General features: G+C 62.8%; 19 protein-coding genes. 11 read left to right on the forward strand and 8 right to left on the reverse strand.

Translation table 11 applies throughout. The annotated features are described in order from the left end of the window. Positions 1-50 precede the first annotated feature (50 nt). Positions 51-2,348, forward strand: a complete 2,298-nt coding sequence (locus tag AC0Z35_RS15480; RefSeq protein ID WP_046802663.1) for an NADP-dependent malic enzyme — start codon at positions 51-53, stop codon at positions 2,346-2,348. A 168-nt stretch (positions 2,349-2,516) separates the two neighbouring features. After that, positions 2,517-2,969, forward strand: a complete 453-nt coding sequence (locus AC0Z35_RS15485; protein WP_120154341.1) for a DUF2214 family protein — start codon at positions 2,517-2,519, stop codon at positions 2,967-2,969. A 56-nt stretch (positions 2,970-3,025) separates the two neighbouring features. Here the strand turns inward: AC0Z35_RS15485 and AC0Z35_RS15490 are convergent, their stop codons facing one another. The 8 genes from AC0Z35_RS15490 to AC0Z35_RS15525 form a co-directional block, all read right to left on the reverse strand. Beyond that, complete coding sequence (locus AC0Z35_RS15490) at positions 3,026-4,141, reverse strand: hypothetical protein (protein ID WP_485132345.1); 1,116 nt, start codon at positions 4,139-4,141, stop codon at positions 3,026-3,028. Positions 4,142-4,251: 110 nt separating this feature from the next. Beyond that, positions 4,252-5,562 (reverse strand): citrate synthase, encoded by a 1,311-nt coding sequence (locus AC0Z35_RS15495; RefSeq protein ID WP_006218129.1) that lies wholly within the window; start codon positions 5,560-5,562, stop codon positions 4,252-4,254. 20 nt (positions 5,563-5,582) lie between these two features. Beyond that, complete coding sequence (locus AC0Z35_RS15500) at positions 5,583-5,843, reverse strand: succinate dehydrogenase assembly factor 2 (RefSeq protein WP_046802661.1); 261 nt, start codon at positions 5,841-5,843, stop codon at positions 5,583-5,585. A 41-nt stretch (positions 5,844-5,884) separates the two neighbouring features. Beyond that, complete coding sequence (locus tag AC0Z35_RS15505) at positions 5,885-6,601, reverse strand: succinate dehydrogenase iron-sulfur subunit (protein WP_006218127.1); 717 nt, start codon at positions 6,599-6,601, stop codon at positions 5,885-5,887. An 18-nt stretch (positions 6,602-6,619) separates the two neighbouring features. After that, a complete protein-coding gene (sdhA, locus tag AC0Z35_RS15510) occupies positions 6,620-8,398 on the reverse strand; it encodes a succinate dehydrogenase flavoprotein subunit (protein WP_485132344.1) in 1,779 nt (592 codons plus the stop codon). A 3-nt stretch (positions 8,399-8,401) separates the two neighbouring features. Next, positions 8,402-8,785, reverse strand: coding sequence for a succinate dehydrogenase, hydrophobic membrane anchor protein (gene sdhD / locus AC0Z35_RS15515; protein WP_046802659.1), 384 nt, complete (start codon positions 8,783-8,785; stop codon positions 8,402-8,404). Further along, positions 8,786-9,202: a succinate dehydrogenase, cytochrome b556 subunit gene (gene sdhC, locus AC0Z35_RS15520; RefSeq protein WP_046802658.1), complete on the reverse strand. Its 417-nt coding sequence runs from the start codon at positions 9,200-9,202 to the stop codon at positions 8,786-8,788. A 121-nt stretch (positions 9,203-9,323) separates the two neighbouring features. Continuing rightward, entirely contained in the window at positions 9,324-10,103 is a 780-nt protein-coding gene (locus AC0Z35_RS15525) for a GntR family transcriptional regulator (protein WP_104143076.1), read from the reverse strand. Positions 10,104-10,437: 334 nt separating this feature from the next. Between AC0Z35_RS15525 and AC0Z35_RS15530 the strand changes: the two genes are divergently transcribed. The 9 genes from AC0Z35_RS15530 to AC0Z35_RS15570 all read left to right on the forward strand — a co-directional run bounded on the left by AC0Z35_RS15530 (position 10,438) and on the right by AC0Z35_RS15570 (position 19,711). After that, complete coding sequence (locus AC0Z35_RS15530; RefSeq protein ID WP_006218122.1) at positions 10,438-11,427, forward strand: malate dehydrogenase; 990 nt, start codon at positions 10,438-10,440, stop codon at positions 11,425-11,427. A gap of 178 nt (positions 11,428-11,605) precedes the next feature. Further along, positions 11,606-12,496 (forward strand): methylisocitrate lyase, encoded by an 891-nt coding sequence (prpB, locus tag AC0Z35_RS15535; RefSeq protein ID WP_006218121.1) that lies wholly within the window; start codon positions 11,606-11,608, stop codon positions 12,494-12,496. 57 nt (positions 12,497-12,553) lie between these two features. Further along, positions 12,554-13,747 (forward strand): bifunctional 2-methylcitrate synthase/citrate synthase, encoded by a 1,194-nt coding sequence (gene prpC / locus AC0Z35_RS15540; protein ID WP_104143074.1) that lies wholly within the window; start codon positions 12,554-12,556, stop codon positions 13,745-13,747. A 75-nt stretch (positions 13,748-13,822) separates the two neighbouring features. Then, complete coding sequence (locus AC0Z35_RS15545) at positions 13,823-15,274, forward strand: bifunctional 2-methylcitrate dehydratase/aconitate hydratase (RefSeq protein WP_485132343.1); 1,452 nt, start codon at positions 13,823-13,825, stop codon at positions 15,272-15,274. A gap of 61 nt (positions 15,275-15,335) precedes the next feature. Next, entirely contained in the window at positions 15,336-15,764 is a 429-nt protein-coding gene (locus tag AC0Z35_RS15550; RefSeq protein WP_185975319.1) for a CopD family protein, read from the forward strand. Between the two features lie 529 nt (positions 15,765-16,293). Next, positions 16,294-17,670 (forward strand): THUMP domain-containing class I SAM-dependent RNA methyltransferase, encoded by a 1,377-nt coding sequence (locus AC0Z35_RS15555; protein WP_485132498.1) that lies wholly within the window; start codon positions 16,294-16,296, stop codon positions 17,668-17,670. A 258-nt stretch (positions 17,671-17,928) separates the two neighbouring features. Then, a complete protein-coding gene (locus tag AC0Z35_RS15560; protein ID WP_046802652.1) occupies positions 17,929-18,117 on the forward strand; it encodes a hypothetical protein in 189 nt (62 codons plus the stop codon). Positions 18,118-18,232: 115 nt separating this feature from the next. Next, positions 18,233-18,751: an RDD family protein gene (locus AC0Z35_RS15565; RefSeq protein WP_120154335.1), complete on the forward strand. Its 519-nt coding sequence runs from the start codon at positions 18,233-18,235 to the stop codon at positions 18,749-18,751. 87 nt (positions 18,752-18,838) lie between these two features. Continuing rightward, positions 18,839-19,711 (forward strand): UDP-2,3-diacylglucosamine diphosphatase, encoded by an 873-nt coding sequence (locus tag AC0Z35_RS15570; RefSeq protein WP_088588017.1) that lies wholly within the window; start codon positions 18,839-18,841, stop codon positions 19,709-19,711. The last annotated feature ends 40 nt before the right edge of the window (positions 19,712-19,751 follow it).

Raw genomic sequence — 19,751 nt, forward strand, 5'->3', positions numbered from 1 at the left:
CTTTTCATCCCGTTTTCTTTCTCAGTTAGTGCCTCAGAGGCCCCGATCCCATGGACGAAACTCTTACCAAACTGGCGTTGGATTACCACGCCTATCCCACCCCCGGCAAAATCTCGGTCGTGCCGACCAAGACGCTGGCCAACCAGGACGACTTGTCCCTGGCCTACTCGCCCGGCGTGGCGGCAGCTTGCATGGCCATCTTCGACCAGGGTGAAGACGCGGCGTCCAAGTACACCTCGCGCGGCAACCTGGTGGGCGTGATCACCAACGGCACCGCCGTCCTGGGTCTGGGCAACATCGGCCCGCTGGCCGCCAAGCCGGTCATGGAAGGCAAGGGCTGCCTGTTCAAGAAGTTTGCCGGCATCGACGTGTTCGACATCGAACTGGCCGAGAACGATCCGGACAAGCTGGTCGACATCATCGCGGCGCTGGAACCCACGCTGGGCGGCGTCAACCTGGAAGACATCAAGGCGCCCGAGTGCTTCTACATCGAGAAGAAGCTGCGCGAGCGCATGAAGATTCCCGTCTTCCATGACGATCAGCACGGCACCGCCATCATTTCGTCGGCCGCCATCCTGAACGGCCTGAAGGTCGTGGGCAAGGACATCGGCGCGGTCAAGCTGGCTTGCTCGGGCGCGGGCGCTGCCGCCATCGCCTGCCTGGACCTGCTGGTGCACCTGGGCGTCAAGCGCGAGAACATCTATGTGGTGGACTCGCGCGGCGTCATCTGGGACGGCCGCGATGAAAACATGGAAGCCAACAAGAAGCGCTACGCGCAAAAGACCGACGCGCGCACGCTGGCCGATGTGGTCAACGGCGCCGACGTGTTCCTGGGCTGCTCGACCTCCGGCGTGTTGACGGGCGACATGGTCAAGACCATGGCCGACCGTCCGCTGATCCTGGCGTTGGCCAACCCCGAACCGGAAATCCGCCCGGAAGTGGCCAAGGCCGCCCGCCCGGATTGCATCATCGCCACCGGCCGTTCGGACTACCCGAACCAGGTCAACAACGTGCTGTGCTTCCCGTTCATCTTCCGCGGCGCCATGGACGCCGGCGCCTCGCGCATCACGGAAGAAATGAAGCTGGCTTGCGTGAAGGCCATTGCCGAGCTGGCACAAGCCGAACAAAACGATGAAGTGGCCCGCGCCTACGCCGGCCAGGAACTGTCGTTCGGCCCCGACTACATCATCCCCAAGCCCTTCGACCCCCGCCTGATCTTCCAGATTGCGCCGGCCGTGGCCCAAGCCGCCGCTGACTCCGGCGTGGCCGCCCGCCCCATCGAAGACATCGAGGCCTATCGCCAGAAGCTGATGGGCTTTGTGTACCACTCGGGCCAGCTGATGCGTCCGCTGTTCGCCCAGGCCAAGAAGGCGCCCAAGCGCGTCATCTACGCCGACGGCGAAGACGAGCGCGTCCTGCGCGCCGTGCAAACCGTGGTCGACGAAAAACTGGCGCGCCCGATCCTGATCGGCCGCCCGTCGGTCATCGAAATGCGCATCAACAAGGCCGGCCTGCGCCTGGTGGCCGGCGAGCACTTCGAAATTGTCGACCCTGAAGACGACAGCCGCTTTAACGAAACCTGGAATGCGTACTACCAGCTCAAGGGCCGTGAAGGCGTGACGCCGGCCATCGCCAAGGCGATGATCCGCAAGCACAACACGCTGATCGGCGCGATGCTGCTGCGTCGCGGTGACGCGGACGCGCTGCTGTGCGGCGTGGCCAGCAAGTACGACAACCAGCTCAAGTACGTCGACGAAATCATCGGCAAGAAAGAAGGCCAGACGTACGCCGCGCTGAACGTGCTGATGCTGCCCGACCAGACGCTGTTCGTCACCGACACCCACGTCAACGAAAACCCGACGGCGGAAGAAGTGGCCAACATCACCATCCAGGCCGCGGACGAAATGCTGCGTTTTGGCGTGGTGCCGAAGATCGCCCTGCTGTCGCATTCGAACTTTGGCAGCCGCGTCACGGAATCGTCCAAGAAGATGGCCGCCGCCAGCAAGCTGGTGCAAGACCGCGCGCCGGATCTGGAAGTAGACGGCGAAATGCACGCCGACGCCGCCTTGTCGGAAAAGATCCGTGTGCTGGCCTACCCGGACAGCACGCTCAAGGGTCGCGCCAACCTGCTGGTCATGCCGAACCTGGACACCGGCAACATCACGTACAACATGCTGAAGATGACGGGCAGCAATGGCGTCGCGATGGGTCCGATCCTGCTGGGCGCCGCGCGCCCGGTGCACATCCTGACGACCAGCGCCACCGTGCGCCGTATCGTCAACATGACGGCGCTGGCCGTTGTGGACGCGCAGCAGGAAGCCGCCGACGCCGCCAAGAAGCGCCGTTGATACCGCGCTTGTCCTGACGCAAAAGGCGCCCTTCGGGGCGCCTTTTTTCATGCTGTCTTTTCGACGGCGCCGGCTGATCGCCCCGGTGCGTTTTTTTTATATCCACCGCACCACGCGCCGCCACCGGCCAATGGTAAAACCATGCTTCACCCCTACCCTGGAGACGACATGCTGGCCGACGCGCTATACGCCTGGTTCCATTACCTTGCGATATTTGTACTGGTGGTTGTGCTGACCGCCGAAGCCGTATTGCTACGCCCGGACCTGACCGCCGCGGGCGTCAAGCGCCTGGTGATCTACGACCGTCTTTACGGCGTCAGCGCCGTGCTGGTGCTGATTACCGGTCTGCTGCGCCTGACGCAGGGCGCGAAGGGCGCGGCGTTCTACATGAGCAGCCCGTGGTTTCACGCCAAGATCACGCTGTTCGTCATCATCGCGCTCTGTTCGATCCCGCCCACCTTGGCGATTTTCCGTTGGGCAAAACAGTCGCGCCAACAGGCTGGCTTCGTGCCCACGCTGCCCGAGATCAAGCGCGTGCGTCGCTGGGTGATGATCGAATCACACCTGTTTATCTTCCTGCCGCTGTTCGCGGTGCTGATGGCGCGCCATATCAGCGTGTAGGCGCGGCGGGTGCAACTGCCCTGCTGCGGCGGTGCGCCCGTGCAAGCGCCGCGCCGCTACTGAGGACAGCGCGCCCGAGCCGGTGCGCTCGGTGCTTCGTCGCCAACGCTGAACGTTGCAAACTTGAAGACGCCGACCTCATCGTTCGTGACGATGCCCAGCAAGGTTCCATCGAACGCCTGCATGACGGACATGCCCGGCGGCACGTCCGCATGGCCTTCCCGCTTGGCCACCTGCCCCGATGACGGGCTGAACACGAGCACGCCGGGAAAGGGTTCCCGCTGCCCATCAATCACACGCCTGATGGTCTTGACCTGCGTGCCCTCGGCGTAGTCAAAGCCGCCGAACCGTACCCGGCAGGCAAGCTCCGAATCGCTGACGCGCAGCAGATGGCGGTCGGCATCCAGATAAATCCTGGGCTCGCTCAACATCAGCCCGAATACCTTGACCGCCACGGGGTCCTTCACTTCAATGCGCCAGCGGTCAGGGTCGGTCGAGCCATCCACGTACACCGTACCGGTCGAGCCATATAGCACCGAGCCCGCGTGAATGGCCATGCCGTCGACGTTGTTGCCGGTACCCAGGCGGCATTGGTCCAAGGCCTTCATGGTGCCGTCGGGCTGGGTATCGAATTCGATGTCGTGCGTACTGTCACAGCGCCATCCCAGCACGGCCTGATCGCCTTGGCCTTTCAGGATGATGCTGCGGGGATACCGGCGGATCAGCGCGTACGTTTCTTTTTCGTATTCGGCATCCAGATAGCGGCGCGCCAGTGTGGCTTGCACCCCGAAGATCGGGGTGGGCGCCGGGAATTCGGCCGCCACATATGTTTCCCACTGCCCTTCGTCTTGCAATTTCAAGCGGGTGCCGGCGGGCATGGCCACGCCACCCACTGTGCTTGCCTGTTCCAGCGTGACATTGCGCGCAGCCTCGGCCCGTTCGCTCTCGCGTTCGATCTGGCCGATGATGATCTGCACCCAGGCGAAGAACGCAAAGGGCACCGCCAGCACCACGAACAACGCGGCCGACGTCTTCCAATATTTGCGGACGGTGCGGCGATGGCTGGCGCTGATGGCCAGCACCAGGGCCCACACGCCCAGCGCGACGCCGGCAAGCATGCCGAACAAAAGCAGCAGGTAAAAATTGGCCGATGGCAATGAGATGGGAATCATGGCCAGCATGATATCCGGATATCAATCGCGCCATCGCCGCCGCCGAGCGCGCAACAAAAAACCGCCCGAAGGCGGTTTCTTGTCACTGACTTGCCGAAACGGAAAGCGGATTAACGCTTGTCCATCGGGGGCACGTCGCGGGTCACCGAACCGGTGAACAGCTGGCGCGGACGGCCGATCTTGTAGTCGGGATCCGACAGCATTTCGTTCCACTGGGCAATCCAGCCCACCGTGCGGGCCAGCGCAAAGATGGCCGTGAACAGCGAGGTCGGGATGCCGATGGCGCGCTGGACAATACCCGAGTAGAAGTCCACGTTCGGGTACAGCTTGCGCTGGACGAAGTACGGATCCGACAGGGCGATACGTTCCAGTTCCATGGCCAGCTTGAACAGCGGGTCGTTTTCCAGGCCCAGGGCCGAGAGCACTTCCTTGCAGGTTTCCTGCATCAGCTTGGCGCGCGGGTCGTAGTTCTTGTAGACGCGGTGGCCAAAGCCCATCAGGCGCACGCCCGAGTTCTTGTCCTTGACCTTCTCCATGAACTCACCGACCTTGTCGATGCCGCCGTTGGCTTGCAGCTCTTCCAGCATTTGCAGGCAAGCTTCGTTGGCGCCGCCGTGAGCCGGGCCCCACAGGCAAGCCACGCCAGCCGAGATGGCCGCGAACGGGTTGGTGCCCGACGAACCGCACAGGCGCACGGTCGAGGTCGAGGCATTTTGCTCGTGGTCGGCGTGCAGGATGAAGATGCGGTCCAGCGCGCGTTCAACAACTTCGTTGACCTTGTAGTCTTCGCACGGCGTGGCGAACATCATGCGCAGGAAGTTGCCCGTGTAGGACAGGTCGTTCTGCGGATAGATGAACGGTTGGCCTTGCGAGTACTTGTACGCCATCGCAACCAGCGTCGGCATCTTGGCGATCAGGCGGATGGCCGAGATGTGACGATGCTGCGGGTTCGTGATGTCGGTGGAGTCGTGGTAGAACGCGGACAGCGCGCCAACCAGACCCGTCAAAACGGCCATCGGGTGGGCGTCGCGGCGGAAGCCACGCAGGAAGAAGTGCAGCTGTTCGTTGACCATCGTGTGATGGGTCACTTGCGAATCAAAGTCGGCCTTCTGTTCCTGGTTCGGCAGTTCGCCGTTCAGGATCAGGTAGCAGATGTCCATGAAGTCGCAATTGACGGCCAATTGCTCGATGGGGTAGCCGCGATACAGCAGTTCGCCCTTGTCGCCGTCGATATACGTGATACCCGATTCGCAAGCCGCGGTGGACATGAAGCCGGGGTCAAACGTGAACATGCCCGTCTGGCCATACAGCTTGCGGATGTCGATCACATCCGGACCGACCGTGCCCTTGTAGACAGGGAACTCAATGGGTGCGCTGCCATCCGAGAAGGATAGAGTGGCTTTTTTGTCAGACAGGTTCATGTTTATTCCTCTCACATTAATCAGAGTGCGCGCATCTGGCCAATAATGCCCCGAAGCCTGGGAGTATCCAGTTCGCCTTCGAGTTCCTTGCGGGCCAGCAGCAGGTCGAGAAGATCGTTGTCTCCCATCTCGAACAGCTGGGTCAATGCGGCCACATCATCATCGGTAAGTTCAGCCTCGTAAGCGTCAAGATACCGAGTGATGATCAAGTCGTTTTCGAGCAGGCCGCGGCGCGCCCGCCAACGCAGACGCGCCCGCTCCAGTTCAGTTAGCCTGCTCATCTTTACACCATAAAAACAAAAGTCTTCACGCTAGATAGACACTAGACCGTACGGCGGACCATCAGTTCCTTGATCTTGCCGATTGCCTTGGTCGGGTTCAGCCCCTTGGGACAGACGTCGACGCAGTTCATGATGGTGTGGCAACGGAACAAGCGGTACGGATCTTCCAGGTTGTCCAGGCGCTCGCCGGTGGCTTCGTCGCGGCTGTCCGCAATGAAACGGTAGGCTTGCAGCAGGCCGGCCGGGCCGACGAACTTGTCCGGATTCCACCAGAACGACGGGCAGGACGTGGAACAGCACGCGCACAGGATGCACTCGTACAGGCCGTCCAATTCCTCGCGTGCCTCGGGCGATTGCAGGCGCTCTTTTTCGGGCGGCGGCGCATCGTTGATGAGGTACGGACGAATCGAGTGGTACTGGTTGAAGAAGTGCGTCATGTCCACGATCAGGTCGCGGATGACGGGCAAGCCCGGCAGCGGACGCAGAACGATGGGTTCCTTCAATTCACGCAGGTTCGTCGTGCAGGCCAGGCCGTTCTTGCCGTTGATGTTCATGGCGTCCGAACCGCACACGCCTTCACGGCACGAGCGGCGCAGGGCCAGGCTGTCATCGACGTCGTTTTTGATGCGCACCAGCGCATCAAGCAGCATCTTGTCGGTGGGCTGGAGTTCAACGTCCAGCTTTTGCATGTAGGGGCGCTCGTCCTTGTCCGGATCGTAGCGGTAGATTTCGAACTTGACGATTCTCTTGGTGCTCATAATGGGCTCTATCCGGACTTAGAAGGTACGCGCCTTGGGCGGGAAGGACTCAACGGTGAGCGGCTTCATCTGCACGGGCTTGTAATCCAGGCGGCTGCCTTCGGAATACCACAGCGTGTGCTTGAGCCAGTTCTCGTCGTCGCGCGTCGGGTGGTCGTCCAGCGCGTGAGCGCCACGGCTTTCCGTACGGGCAGCGGCCGACTTGATCGTGGCGCGGGCCACTTCGGTCATGTTGGCCAGTTCCAGCGCTTCGACGCGCGCGGTGTTGAACACCTTGGACTTGTCCTTGAAGTAGATGCCGTCGGCTTGCTTGGCCAGATCTTCGATCTGCGTCACGCCTTCGTTCAGCAGTTCCAGCGTGCGGAACACGCCGCAGTGGCGCTGCATCGAGAAGCGGATGGCGTTGCCGATGTCTTGCGTCTTTTCGCCCGACGTACGCGATTCCAGCTTGTTCACGCGGTCCAGCGAGAATTCCACGGCTTCCTTCGGCAGGTCCTGATGCGCGCGCTGGCGCTCGGGATGCGAATTGACGATGTGGTTGCCGGTGGCGCGACCGAACACGATCAGGTCCAGCAGCGAGTTCGTGCCCAGGCGGTTGGCGCCGTGCACGGACACCGCGGCGCATTCGCCGATGGCGTACAGGCCGTTGACGACCTTGTTCTCGCCGTTTTCGCGCGACAGCACCTGGCCGTGGTAGTTGGCCGGAATGCCGCCCATCTGGTAGTGGATGGTCGGAACGACGGGGATCGGTTCCTTGATCGGGTCGACGTTGCCGAACTTGATGGCAATTTCGCGGATCGAGGGCAGACGCTTGTTGATGACGTCGGCGCCCAGGTGGTCAAGCTTCAGGACGACGTAGCTGCCGTCCGGACCGCAACCGCGGCCTTCCTTGATTTCCTGGTCCATCGAGCGCGACACGAAGTCGCGCGGGGCCAGGTCTTTCAGCGTGGGCGCATAGCGCTCCATGAAGCGTTCGCCATCCTTGTTCAACAGGATGCCGCCTTCGCCACGCACGCCTTCCGTGATCAGCACGCCCGCGCCGGCCACGCCGGTGGGGTGGAACTGCCAGAATTCCATGTCTTGCAGCGGGATGCCCGCGCGCGCTGCCATGCCCAGGCCGTCACCGGTGTTGATGAATGCGTTGGTGGAAGCGGCCCAGATACGGCCGGCGCCGCCGGTGGCCAGCACCGTGGTCTTGGCTTCCAGGATGTAGATTTCGCCCGTTTCCATTTCCAGGGCGGTCACGCCCACGACGTCACCGGCTTCGTTGCGCAGCAGGTCCAGCGCCATCCATTCGACGAAGAACTGGGTGCGCGCGGCAACGTTGCGCTGGTAGAGGGTGTGCAACAGCGCGTGGCCGGTGCGGTCGGCGGCGGCACAGGCGCGCTGCACCGGCTTTTCACCGAAGTTGGCGGTGTGGCCGCCGAACGGACGCTGGTAGATCGTGCCGTCGGGGTTGCGGTCGAACGGCATGCCGAAGTGCTCGAGCTCGTACACGGCGTTCGGCGCTTCACGGCACATGAATTCGATGGCGTCCTGGTCGCCCAGCCAATCCGACCCCTTGACGGTGTCGTACATGTGCCAGTACCAGTTGTCTTCGCTCATGTTGCCCAGCGAGGCGCTCACGCCGCCTTGCGCGGCAACGGTGTGCGAACGCGTGGGGAACACTTTGGACAGCACTGCAACGGACAGCCCCGCTTGGGACAGTTGCAGCGAACAACGCATGCCGGCTCCACCGGCGCCAACGACCACCACATCAAACTGGCGGCGCGGCAAGGATTTCATGACAGAGACCACGGCTTAAATGCTCCAGAGGATTTGCGCGAAGTAAACGACCGTACCGACCAGCCAGAGGATCGTCAGCACTTGCAGCAGCAGGCGCAAGCCCACCGGCTTGACGTAGTCCATCCAGATGTCGCGCACGCCAATCCAGGCATGCCAGGCCAACGCAATGAATGCAAGGGAGGCCAGGATCTGGCCAACCGGAATGAAGCCCACGTAGAAATTGAACAGCTTGACCCAGTGTTCATACGTGAAGGCAGGCATCATCAAGATGCCGACGAGCAGCACCAGCGTATACACAGCCATGATGACGGCGGTGATGCGCTGGATGATGAAATCCATGACGCCATAGTGCGCGCCGACGACCAGGCGCTTGGGTCCGTAGTTTTTAGCGGCGGCCATTTACAGCACTCCGAACAGTTTGAGACCGAACACCAGCGTCAGCGCCAGGCTGACACCGAAGACCACGCCGGCGCTTTTCTTGGCCGACAGCTTGTCGATACCGATGTGCAGGTCCAGCAGCAGGTAGCGGATGCCGGCACAGAAGTGGTGCAGGTAGCCCCAGACAAGAACCAGGAAGACAAGCTTGACGATCGGGTTGGTCGCAATGGAGGCGATCCAGGCAAACGATTGCGGTGCGGCCACGCTAGCTGCGAACAGCGGCACGATGACCAAGGGCAAACAGAGGAACAGCAAAATGCCGCTGATGCGGTGCAGGATGGACAGCTTGCCGGCCAGGGGCAGGCGATAGGAGAACGCAACTTGGGCAAGCCCAATATTGCGAAACTGCGGACGTGGCTTGGCAGCGGTGTCGGACATGACGGCCTCGGTGTTTCGGAACTAGGGAATCGTGACGGCGAAATTGCCGTGGCCCTTTCGGGCAAACACGCTATTTTCGCCCAGAGATAGGGTCGGTATCAAATCGTAGTGTAAAAGCTCATCAATTCAGACTATTGCGGTAGTGGTATCGATCGGTCAAGTACAAACCCCGGCGAATTTCCATGGGGCGGTCACCATAGGTGTAAGACACCCGGTCTACCTGCAACAACGGCGTGCCGGCCGGAACATTAAGCAGGGGACAGACTTCAGCCGGCGCAATGACCGCGCGCAGCTTTTCGTCCGCGCGCACCATGCTGACGCCAAATTCGGATTCAAACAGGCCATAGAGCGGCGCCTTGTTGGCGGTCAGAAGCTCCAGGGTAAGGCCACGGAAAATGGACCCAGGCAGCCAGATGTCGTCCACGACGGTGGGCGTCTGCCCCATGGACAGCAGGCGGCGGATCATCACGACGGTTTCGCCGGCGCGCAAGTCCAGCGCACGGGCGACTTCGGCGGGCGCGCGCACGCGGCGGCATTCCAGGATGCGGCTTTCGGCGCGGCCGGCTTCGCTTTCGTCATCGGCGGCCAGGCGCAGGAAGCGATAGCGCACGCGGGCTTCGTGGTGGGTGGCAACAAAGGTGCCCTTGCCCTGGCGGCGCAGCAGCATGTGCTCGGCGGCCAACTCGTCAACCGCCTTGCGCACCGTGCCCTGGCTGACCTGAAAACGGGCAGCCAGATCGATTTCGCTGGGGATGAGTTCGCCGGGCTTCCATTCGCCGCGTTCAAGGCTTTGGACAAGCAGATCCTTGATCTGGCGATAGAGCGGACTGAAAGCGGCCCCCTCGCCCGTTGAACGGGCGGCGCGATTGCGTAAGGAGGTTTCGGGCCGGGGCTCTGCCATGGATCTTCTTGAAAGTGTCATGTTCATCCGGATGATGGGAGGGCAGCGCAAGATGGGTGCGGACCCACATCCAAAAATGCGCTGCCAGGGGTATGAAGAAACGGCCTGTAGCGCATTCGAATAAACGCTCTATTGTGGCATATCGGCCCGGACGCTGTCCAACGTCTTATGTCTTATATAAGATAGAAGAGCGTTTGACGGACCCCTGAAATCGTTCTAGGATTCACGGCTGTCAGGGCCCCGCGCCGGCAGGTTCGTGCGCGCCGTTTTTGATGCCCCAACGATTACACTGATTGGTGAGATTTTTCTCGCCAAACCATTACGGAGAACGTCCATGTCCAAGCCTGCCTTGCGTGTCGCCGTCACCGGCGCCGCCGGCCAAATCGGTTACGCACTGCTATTCCGCATCGCCTCCGGCGAAATGCTGGGTAAAGATCAACCCGTCATCCTGCAACTGCTGGAAATCCCCGACGAGAAAGCGCAAAAGGCCCTGAAGGGCGTCATCATGGAATTGGATGACTGCGCCTTCCCGCTGCTGCAGGAAGTGACCGCCCACAGCGATCCGCGCACCGCCTTCAAGGATGCCGACGTGGCCCTGCTGGTTGGCGCCCGTCCGCGCGGCCCCGGCATGGAACGCAAGGACCTGCTGTCGGTCAACGCCCAGATCTTCACGGCGCAAGGCAAGGCCCTGAACGATGTGGCCAGCCGCAACGTCAAGGTCCTGGTGGTCGGCAACCCGGCCAACACCAACGCCTACATCGCCATGAAGTCGGCGCCGGACCTGCCGGCAAAGAACTTCACCGCCATGCTGCGCCTGGACCACAACCGCGCCCTGTCGCAGCTGTCGGCCAAGTCGGGCAAGCCGGTTGCCGACATCGAAAACCTGATCGTCTGGGGCAACCACTCGCCCACGATGTACCCCGACTTCCGTTTCGCCACCGTCGGCGGCGAATCGCTGACCAAGCTCATCAATGATGACGCCTGGAACCGCGACACGTTCATCCCCACCGTGGGCAAGCGTGGCGCCGCCATCATCGAAGCCCGCGGCCTGTCCTCGGCCGCTTCGGCCGCCAACGCCGCCATCGACCACGTCCGTGACTGGGTCCTGGGCAGCAACGGCAAGTGGGTCACGATGGGCGTTCCGTCGGATGGCTCGTATGGCATTCCGGAAGGCATCATCTACGGCGTGCCGGTCACGACCGAAAACGGCGAATACAAGCGTGTCGAAGGCCTGGAAATCGACGCCTTCTCGCGCGAGCGCCTGGACTTCACGCTGAAAGAGCTCCTGGAAGAGCGCGACGGCGTCAAGGACCTGCTGAAGTAAGCAGCGCTTGAATCAGAATTGGGCCCGTTCATGCGGGCCCAATTCTTCTGTACCCCCCTCATGCCGAAACATACACCTGTCTCTTGGCCCGGCCGCGCCGGGATTGTCGCGTAGGGGACAGATTTATATTCCGGACCCGCGATAAGGTCGTGGGCTAGCCATAAGAACGGAGACCACCATGTCCAGACCCGAATCGCCCGGCGCCCTCTTTCGCCGCGCCCTTGCCGAAGAAAGCCCGCTGCAGATCATCGGCGCCATCAACGCCAACCACGCGTTGCTGGCCAAACGCGCCGGCTACCGCGCCATCTACCTGTCGGGTGGCGGCGTGGCGGCCGGGTCGCTGGGCCTGCCCGACCTGGGCATCAACACCATGGACGACGTGCTGACAGACGTGCGCCGCATCACCGACGTGTGCGACGTGCCGCTGGTGGTGGACATCGACACCGGCTTTGGCCCGTCGGCGTTCAACATCGCCCGCACCGTCAAGAGCCTGATCAAGTTCGGCGCGGCAGCCTGCCACATCGAAGACCAGGTTGGCGCCAAGCGCTGCGGCCATCGCCCGGGCAAGGAAATCGTCACCACCGAAGAAATGGCCGATCGCGTCAAGGCGGCTGCCGACGCGCGCACCGACAGCGACTTCTACCTGATCGCCCGCACCGACGCCATCGCCTCGCATGGCGTGGACGCCGCGATTGAGCGCGCGCTGGCCTGCGTGGAAGCCGGCGCCGACGCGATCTTCGCCGAAGCCGCCTATGACCTGCCCACCTACGACCGCTTCGTCAAGGCCGTCAAGGTGCCGGTGCTGGCCAACATCACCGAATTCGGCAAGACGCCGTTGTTCACCGTTGAAGAATTGAAGAGCGTGGGCGTGGGCATGGTGCTGTATCCGCTGTCCGCCTTCCGCGCCATGAACAAGGCCGCCGAAGCCGTCTACACCGCCATCCGCCGCGACGGCCACCAGAAAAACGTGGTGGACCTGATGCAGACGCGCGAAGAACTGTACGACCGCATCGGCTATCACGAGTTTGAATCCCGGCTGGACGCTCTGTTTCAAAAGGGCAAAGCGTAATCCCGCCACGCCAGTCCCCCATTGCATCGACCACAGCGAAAGTGAAGGAGTAGAGACATGAGCACGGCTCCCAAAAAGCAAGAAGCCAAGCCGGACGCCAAGCCGGAAGAGAAAGCCGGTTTTAAACCCAAGAAGTCCGTTGCCCTGTCGGGCGTGGTTGCGGGCAACACCGCGCTGTGCACCGTCGGCCGCAGCGGCAACGACCTGCACTACCGCGGCTACGACATCCTGGACATCGCCCACACCAGCGAGTTCGAGGAAATTGCCCACCTGCTGGTCCACGGCAAGCTGCCGAACAAGGCGGAACTGGCCGCCTACAAGCAAAAGCTGAAGAGCCTGCGCGGCCTGCCCGCCCAGTTGCAAGTGGCGCTGGAAGCGCTGCCGGCATCGAGCCACCCCATGGACGTGATGCGCACGGCCGTGTCCGTGCTGGGTTGCGTGTTGCCCGAAAAAGACGACCACAACACCCCGGGCGCGCGCGACATCGCCGACCGCCTGATGGCCAACCTGGGTTCGGCCCTGCTGTACTGGTATCACTACAGCCACAACGGCCACATGATCGACGTACAGACGGACGACGACAGCATCGGCGGCCACTTCCTGCACTTGCTGCACGGCGAAAAGCCCAGCGACGAATGGGTCAAGGCGATGCACATCTCCTTGAACCTGTACGCCGAACACGAGTTCAACGCATCGACCTTTACCGCGCGCGTCATCGCCGGCACGGGCTCGGACATGTTCTCGTCGATTGCCGGCGCCATCGGCGCGCTGCGCGGCCCCAAGCACGGCGGCGCCAATGAAGTGGCGTTCGACGTGCAAAAGCGCTATGACTCGCCCGACGAAGCCGAAGCCGACATCCGCCGCCGCGTCGAGGCCAAGGAAGTCATCATCGGTTTTGGCCACCCGGTCTACACCGTGTCCGACCCGCGCAACAAGGTCATCAAGGACGTGGCCAAGAAGCTGTCCAAGAAGGCCGGCAGCACCAAGATGTTCGACATCGCCGAACGCCTGGAAACGGTCATGTGGGACATCAAGAAGATGTTCCCCAACCTGGACTGGTTCTCGGCCGTCAGCTACCACATGATGGGCGTGCCCACGTCGATGTTCACCCCGCTGTTCGTCATTGCGCGCACGGCAGGCTGGTCGGCCCACATCATCGAACAGCGCATCGACAACAAGATCATCCGCCCCACCGCCAACTACGTGGGCCCGGAAGACCAGAAGTTCGTGCCGCTGGACAAGCGCAAATAAGGCGGCCGCAACCATAACGAGAACAAGGCGCGGCATGGCCACCTGTATTCACTTCTTCGCTAAGGAGGGTTCGCAATGTCCGCCCCAATCTCAAACGTACGTCCCGATCCCGATCAGGTTTTGGTCGATATCGCGGACTACGTTCTTAACTACGAGATCAAGAGCAGCCTGGCGTATGAGACCGCCCGCAACTGCCTGATCGACACGCTGGGCTGCGGCCTGGAAGCGCTGGAATACCCGGCATGCAAGAAGCTGCTGGGGCCGATTGTGCCGGGCACGGTGGTGCCCCATGGCGCCAAGGTGCCCGGCACGTCGTTTCAACTTGACCCGGTGCAGGCCGCGTTCAACATCGGCACGATCATCCGCTGGCTGGATTTCAACGACACATGGCTGGCTGCGGAATGGGGCCATCCATCCGACAATCTGGGCGGCATCCTGGCCACGGCGGATTGGTTGTCCCGCACCGCGGTCGCCGCCGGCAAAGCCCCCTTGACGATGCGCGACGTGCTGACCGGCATGATCAAGGCGCATGAGATCCAGGGCTGCATCGCGCTGGAAAATTCGTTCAACAAGGTCGGGCTGGACCACGTGGTGCTGGTCAAGGTGGCGTCCACCGCCGTGGTGGCGCAGATGCTGGGGCTGGACCGCGACGAGGTCATCAACGCCGTGTCGCTGGCCTGGGTCGACGGCCAAAGCCTGCGCACGTATCGCCACGCCCCCAACACCGGCAGCCGGAAAAGCTGGGCGGCGGGTGACGCCACCAGCCGCGCCGTGCGCCTGGCGCTGATCGCGAAAACCGGCGAGATGGGCTACCCCTCGGTGCTTACCACCAAGACCTGGGGCTTTTACGACGTGCTATTCAAGGGTCAGCCGTTCAAGTTCCAGCGGCCGTATGGCAGCTACGTGATGGAAAACGTGCTGTTCAAGATTTCGTACCCGGCCGAATTCCATTCGCAGACCGCCGTGGAATGCGCCATGGAGCTACACGTAAAGCTCGGTGCGCTGGGCAAACGGCCGGAAGACATCAAGGCCATCACCATTCGCACGCATGAGGCGTGCATCCGCATCATCGACAAGAAGGGTCCGCTGAACAACCCGGCCGACCGCGACCATTGCATCCAGTACATGGTGGCGGTGCCCGTGCTGTTCGGCCGCTTGACGGCCGCCGACTACGAGGACGACGTGGCGCGCGACCCGCGCATCGACGTCTTGCGCGACAAGATCGTATGCGTGGAAGATCCCGCCTTCACCCGCGATTACCACGATCCGGACAAGCGCTCGATCGCGAACGCACTGACGGTGGAATTCGTGGACGGATCCAAGCTGGACGAAATCGTCTGCGAATACCCGATCGGCCACAAGCGCCGCCGCGCCGACGGCATTCCGTTGCTGGAGGCCAAGTTCCGCACCAATCTGGCGCGCATGTTCCCGGCCAGGCAGCAGCGGCGCATTCTTGACGTGTCGCTGGACCAGCAGGCGCTGGAGGCCATGCCGGTGCACGAATACGTGGATCTGTATGTGATCTAGCGGCGGCGCGGGGGACCATCCGGCGGCCTTACAATGCGGCTTTCCTAGATTGGATGCCGCCATGGCCATGCTTTGGGTCAAGACCTTTCACATCGTCTTCATCGCTTCCTGGTTTGCCGGGTTGTTCTACCTGCCCCGCATTTTCGTGAATCTGGCGCAGCAGTCGGACGCGTCCGTCCAGGTGACGCTGCTGGGCATGGCGCGCCGGCTGTATCGTTTCACCACCATTTTGGCCGTGGTGGCCATTGTGTTCGGCATGTGGCTGTATCTGGGTTACCGCATCGGCGTGGGCCCGGGCAATGGCTGGATGCACGCCAAACTCTTTTTCGTCCTGCTCGTCATCGGCTACCATCACGCCTGTGGCTTGATGCTGCGTAAATTCGAACAGGGCAAAAACACCCGTTCGCATAAGTTCTATCGCTGGTTCAACGAAGTTCCCGTCTTGCTGCTCTTGGTGGTGGTGGCGCTGGTCGTCGTCAAACCCTTCTGATTCCCCCTACCTTTGCACATTCGCCAGGATTCGTATGTCCTCTGATGAACAGGACCGCCCGCGCAAGACGCTGACGATCAAAAAAACGGCGCGTGACGCCCACGCCGTCGAGGCGCCCAAGCGCACCCGCACGGGCGCCCGCGCCAAGCTGGTCGCGCAGATCTCGCGCACCAAGGAAAACGTCGAACGCCAGAAAGACCCGGAAGGCTATCAACGCCGCCAGGAAGAAGAGGCGCGCCGCAAGCCGGGCGCCGGCGCGCGTGGCCAGGCGCCCCGTGGCGGCGCGGAACGCGGTCAATACGATCGCGGCCAGCCCAGCCGGGGTGAAGGGCGCGGCCCGGCAGGCCGTGGTTCCTATGAGCGTGGCACGTCCGATCGCGGCGCGTCCGGGCGCGGCTCCTCCGAGCGCGGCACGTCCGAGCGCGGCAGATACGATCGCAACCAGCCTTCCCGTGACCGCTCCGACGATACGCGTCGCGACGCCGCACCCAGTGCCCGTTCCGGCCGCCCGCCGCAACGCGCACCGCGCCTGCGTGATGACCAGTACATTGCACCGGCCACCCCGGCAGGCCGTTTCTACGATCCCTTCGAAGATGACGGCCCCGCGCCCGACTTCCAGGCCGAACCGTCCGTAGAGGCATCGCAACCGGATTACCGCGACGTGCACGACGATTACCAGGACGACGCGCACGACGACCACCAGGATCGCGCGCCCCGCGTCGAGACCCGCAGCCGCCGCCCGCGCGAGCCCCGCCAGGCGGAAGTGTTCACCGTATTCGCGCCCTGCCCTCAAGGCCTGGAAGAGGCCCTGACGGCCGAGATGCAGGCGCTGGGCTATGAAGACGCCCAGGCAGGCCGTGCGGGCTGCTCGTTCACCGCCGATTGGTCGGGCGTGCAGCGCGCCAACCTGTATTCGCGCCTGGCGACCCGCATCCTGGTGCAGGTCGCGCACGCCGAGATCTCACACGAAGACGACATCCTGGACCTGGCCCGCGACACCCCCTGGGAACGCTGGTTCGGCGCCGAACAAACGCTGCGCGTGGACACCTCGGCCATCAAGAGCCCGGTGCAAAGCTTGCAGTACTGCAATCTGCGCGCCAAGGATGGCATCTGCGACCGCCTGCGCGAGCTGGAAGGCGAGCGCCCCAGCATCGACACCGTACGCCCGGACGCCCGCGTCCACCTTTTCCTGACGGGCCACACCGCCACGCTATACCTGGATACGTCCGGCGAATCGCTCTTCAAGCGTGGCTGGCGCCTGGACAAGGGCGAAGCCCCCCTGCGCGAAAACCTGGCCGCCGGCATGCTGGCCCTGGCCGGGTGGGATCCCGCCGCCCCGCTGCTGGACCCCTTCTGCGGCTCGGGCACCATCCTGATCGAAGCGGCCTGGATCGCCCTGGGCGTGCCCCCGGGCATTTCGCGTCCCTTTGGCTTCGAACGGTTGCGCGACCATGACGCCTATCGCTGGCGCGATCTGAAGGACGATGCCCGTTCGCGCATCCTGCCTCAGCTGGACGCACCCCTGGTCGGTTACGACCTGGATCCGCAAGCCATTGAATTCGCTCAGAACAATGCCGAACGTGCCTGGCTCACCGCCGACTCGATCCGCTTTGAAATCGGCGACGCCCGCGAAATAACGGCGCCCGCCGACCACGGCTGGATTGTCACCAATCCACCCTACGGCGAGCGCATGCAGACCGAACAGGACGCCGATTTGTGGCGTGACTGGGCCACCTGCCTGAAGCGCAATTTTGCAGGTTGGCAGCTGCACGTCATCACCAGCGACATGACGCTGCCCAACCAGATGCGCCTGAAGCCCAAGCGCCGCGTGCCCTTGCACAACGGCGCGCTGGACTGCCGCCTGTTCGGTTTCGAACTGGTTGCCGCCGGCTACCGCGACGCCTGATCGCCGCCTTGCCCGGGCGGTTCTCGCCCGGGCAGCCCCCTTCCCCGACGCTCACCGCCACGTTGTAAAAGCGCCGCAACATGCCGGCCGTATCTTTGCTTATGGTGCCCCGCCGCCCGGTTTTGGGGCATCATCAGCACCAAGGTGTTGCCGTGTTGCACCAGCTTGCATCTGCCTCTTGCACAGTTTGAGGGTAAACCCCTATAATTCGGGTTATCCCTAGTAGCTAAACAACTGAGCAAGCCCGTGGAGGCTATTGTGATCAACCCGAACAACACCATCCGCCTGACCGACGAACTCGAGCGCCAACTGATGCTCCAGGCAATTGAAGAACAATTCCGTCCGCACCCGATGCGGGCGTTGGCCGCAGGCCTGCGTAAGCTGGCCCACGGCGTGAAGGCCCTGGTTGGCAAGACGAGCGCCAAGAACGCGCACTCCGCCGCCTGAAGCCTGACCGGGCCTGACGTCGCGGCCCGAACGATTTTCCCCTTGGGGGCTGCATAGCCCCTTTTATAGACCCGCCCTTACCGGCGGGTTTTTTTTTGTCGGATAATGCCGACCCATGACGACCGACGCCTTCCTAGATCAGACCCCCAACCGGCTGCGCCGCTTTGCCTGCATGATGTACGAGGCCGTGTTGCTGTTCGGCGTCGTCTTCCTGGCCGGCTATCTGCTGGACACGCTGACGCAAAGCAAGAACGCGCTGGAATTGCGCGCGGCGCGGCAAGCGTGGTTGTTTGTGGCGATTGGCGCGTATTTCGTGCTGTGCTGGCGTCGGCGCGGGCAGACCCTGCCCATGAAAACCTGGAATATCCGGCTGGTGGACCGTGACGGCAACACGCCGGCAACCGGCCGCCTGATCTTGCGCTACGTGCTTGTCTGGCCGCTGGTGCTGGCCGGCGCGGCCGTGGTGTGGGGCGCCGCCAGCCTCACGGGCTGGGCGTCGATGGACATGTTCATCGTGGCCGCGCCGTTCACGATTTTTATTTGGTCCTGGTTCGACCCGGACGGCCAGTTCCTGCACGACCGTCTGCTTGGCACGCGGCTGCGCAACGCGCCGCAACGCCAGAAATCCCGCTAGCCGTCCCGCGCCGGGGGCCGCGCCCGTCACAACAGCGTCACGATAGCTTCACACGCCCGTCATCGCCGGATGGTTTGATTCCAAGGCATGACGACAGCCCACATGGAAGCGACCGTGAACGAAATCCGCCCCGCGCACTGGCGTGCCCTTTGGATTTCCGATATTCACCTGGGCACTGCCGGGTGCAAGGCGGAATTCCTGCTTGATTTCCTGGACCACAACGACTCGGACACCCTGTATCTGGTGGGCGACATCGTCGACGGCTGGCAACTGCGCAAGCACTGGCACTGGCCGCGCGCGCACAACGACGTCATTCAACGCATCCTGCGCAAGGCGCGCAACGGCACGCGGGTCGTGTTCATCCCCGGCAACCACGACGAATTCGCGCGGGAATTTGCGGGCTACGCGTTCGGCGACATTGAAATCCTGGATGAAGACGTGCACGTCACCGCCAAAGGCTTGCGGCTGCTGGTGCTGCACGGCGACCAATTCGACGGCGTCATCCAGCACAGCCGCTGGTTGGCCCACCTGGGCGACGGGCTTTATCAGCTGGCCCTGTGGATCAACCACCACTTCAACCGGCTGCGGCATCGCCTGGGGCTGCACTACTGGTCGCTGTCGCAATATTTGAAGCACAAGGTCAAGAACGCGGTGTCGTTCATTACCGACTTCGAAGAAGCGCTGGCCGGTGAGGCGCGTCGGCGGGGCCTGGACGGCGTGGTCTGCGGCCACATCCACAAGGCGGAATTGCGAGACGTCGGCGGCATCCTCTACTGCAATGACGGCGATTGGGTCGAAAGCCTGTCGGCCCTGGCGGAGACCCACGATGGCCAGTTGCAGCTGCTGGACTGGGCCGCCATCCAGGCCGAACGCCAGGCCGAGCCCGCTGCCCGCCCCCCGCGATCGCTGTCACTACCCGCCCTGCCCTCAGCGCTTCGCCGCCAAAGCAAACACCCGTGATAACCCGTATGCGTCCCCATTACGCAACGGGGATATTGCA

The organism is Achromobacter sp. 1L-A-4-B-C2, assembly GCF_057291955.1.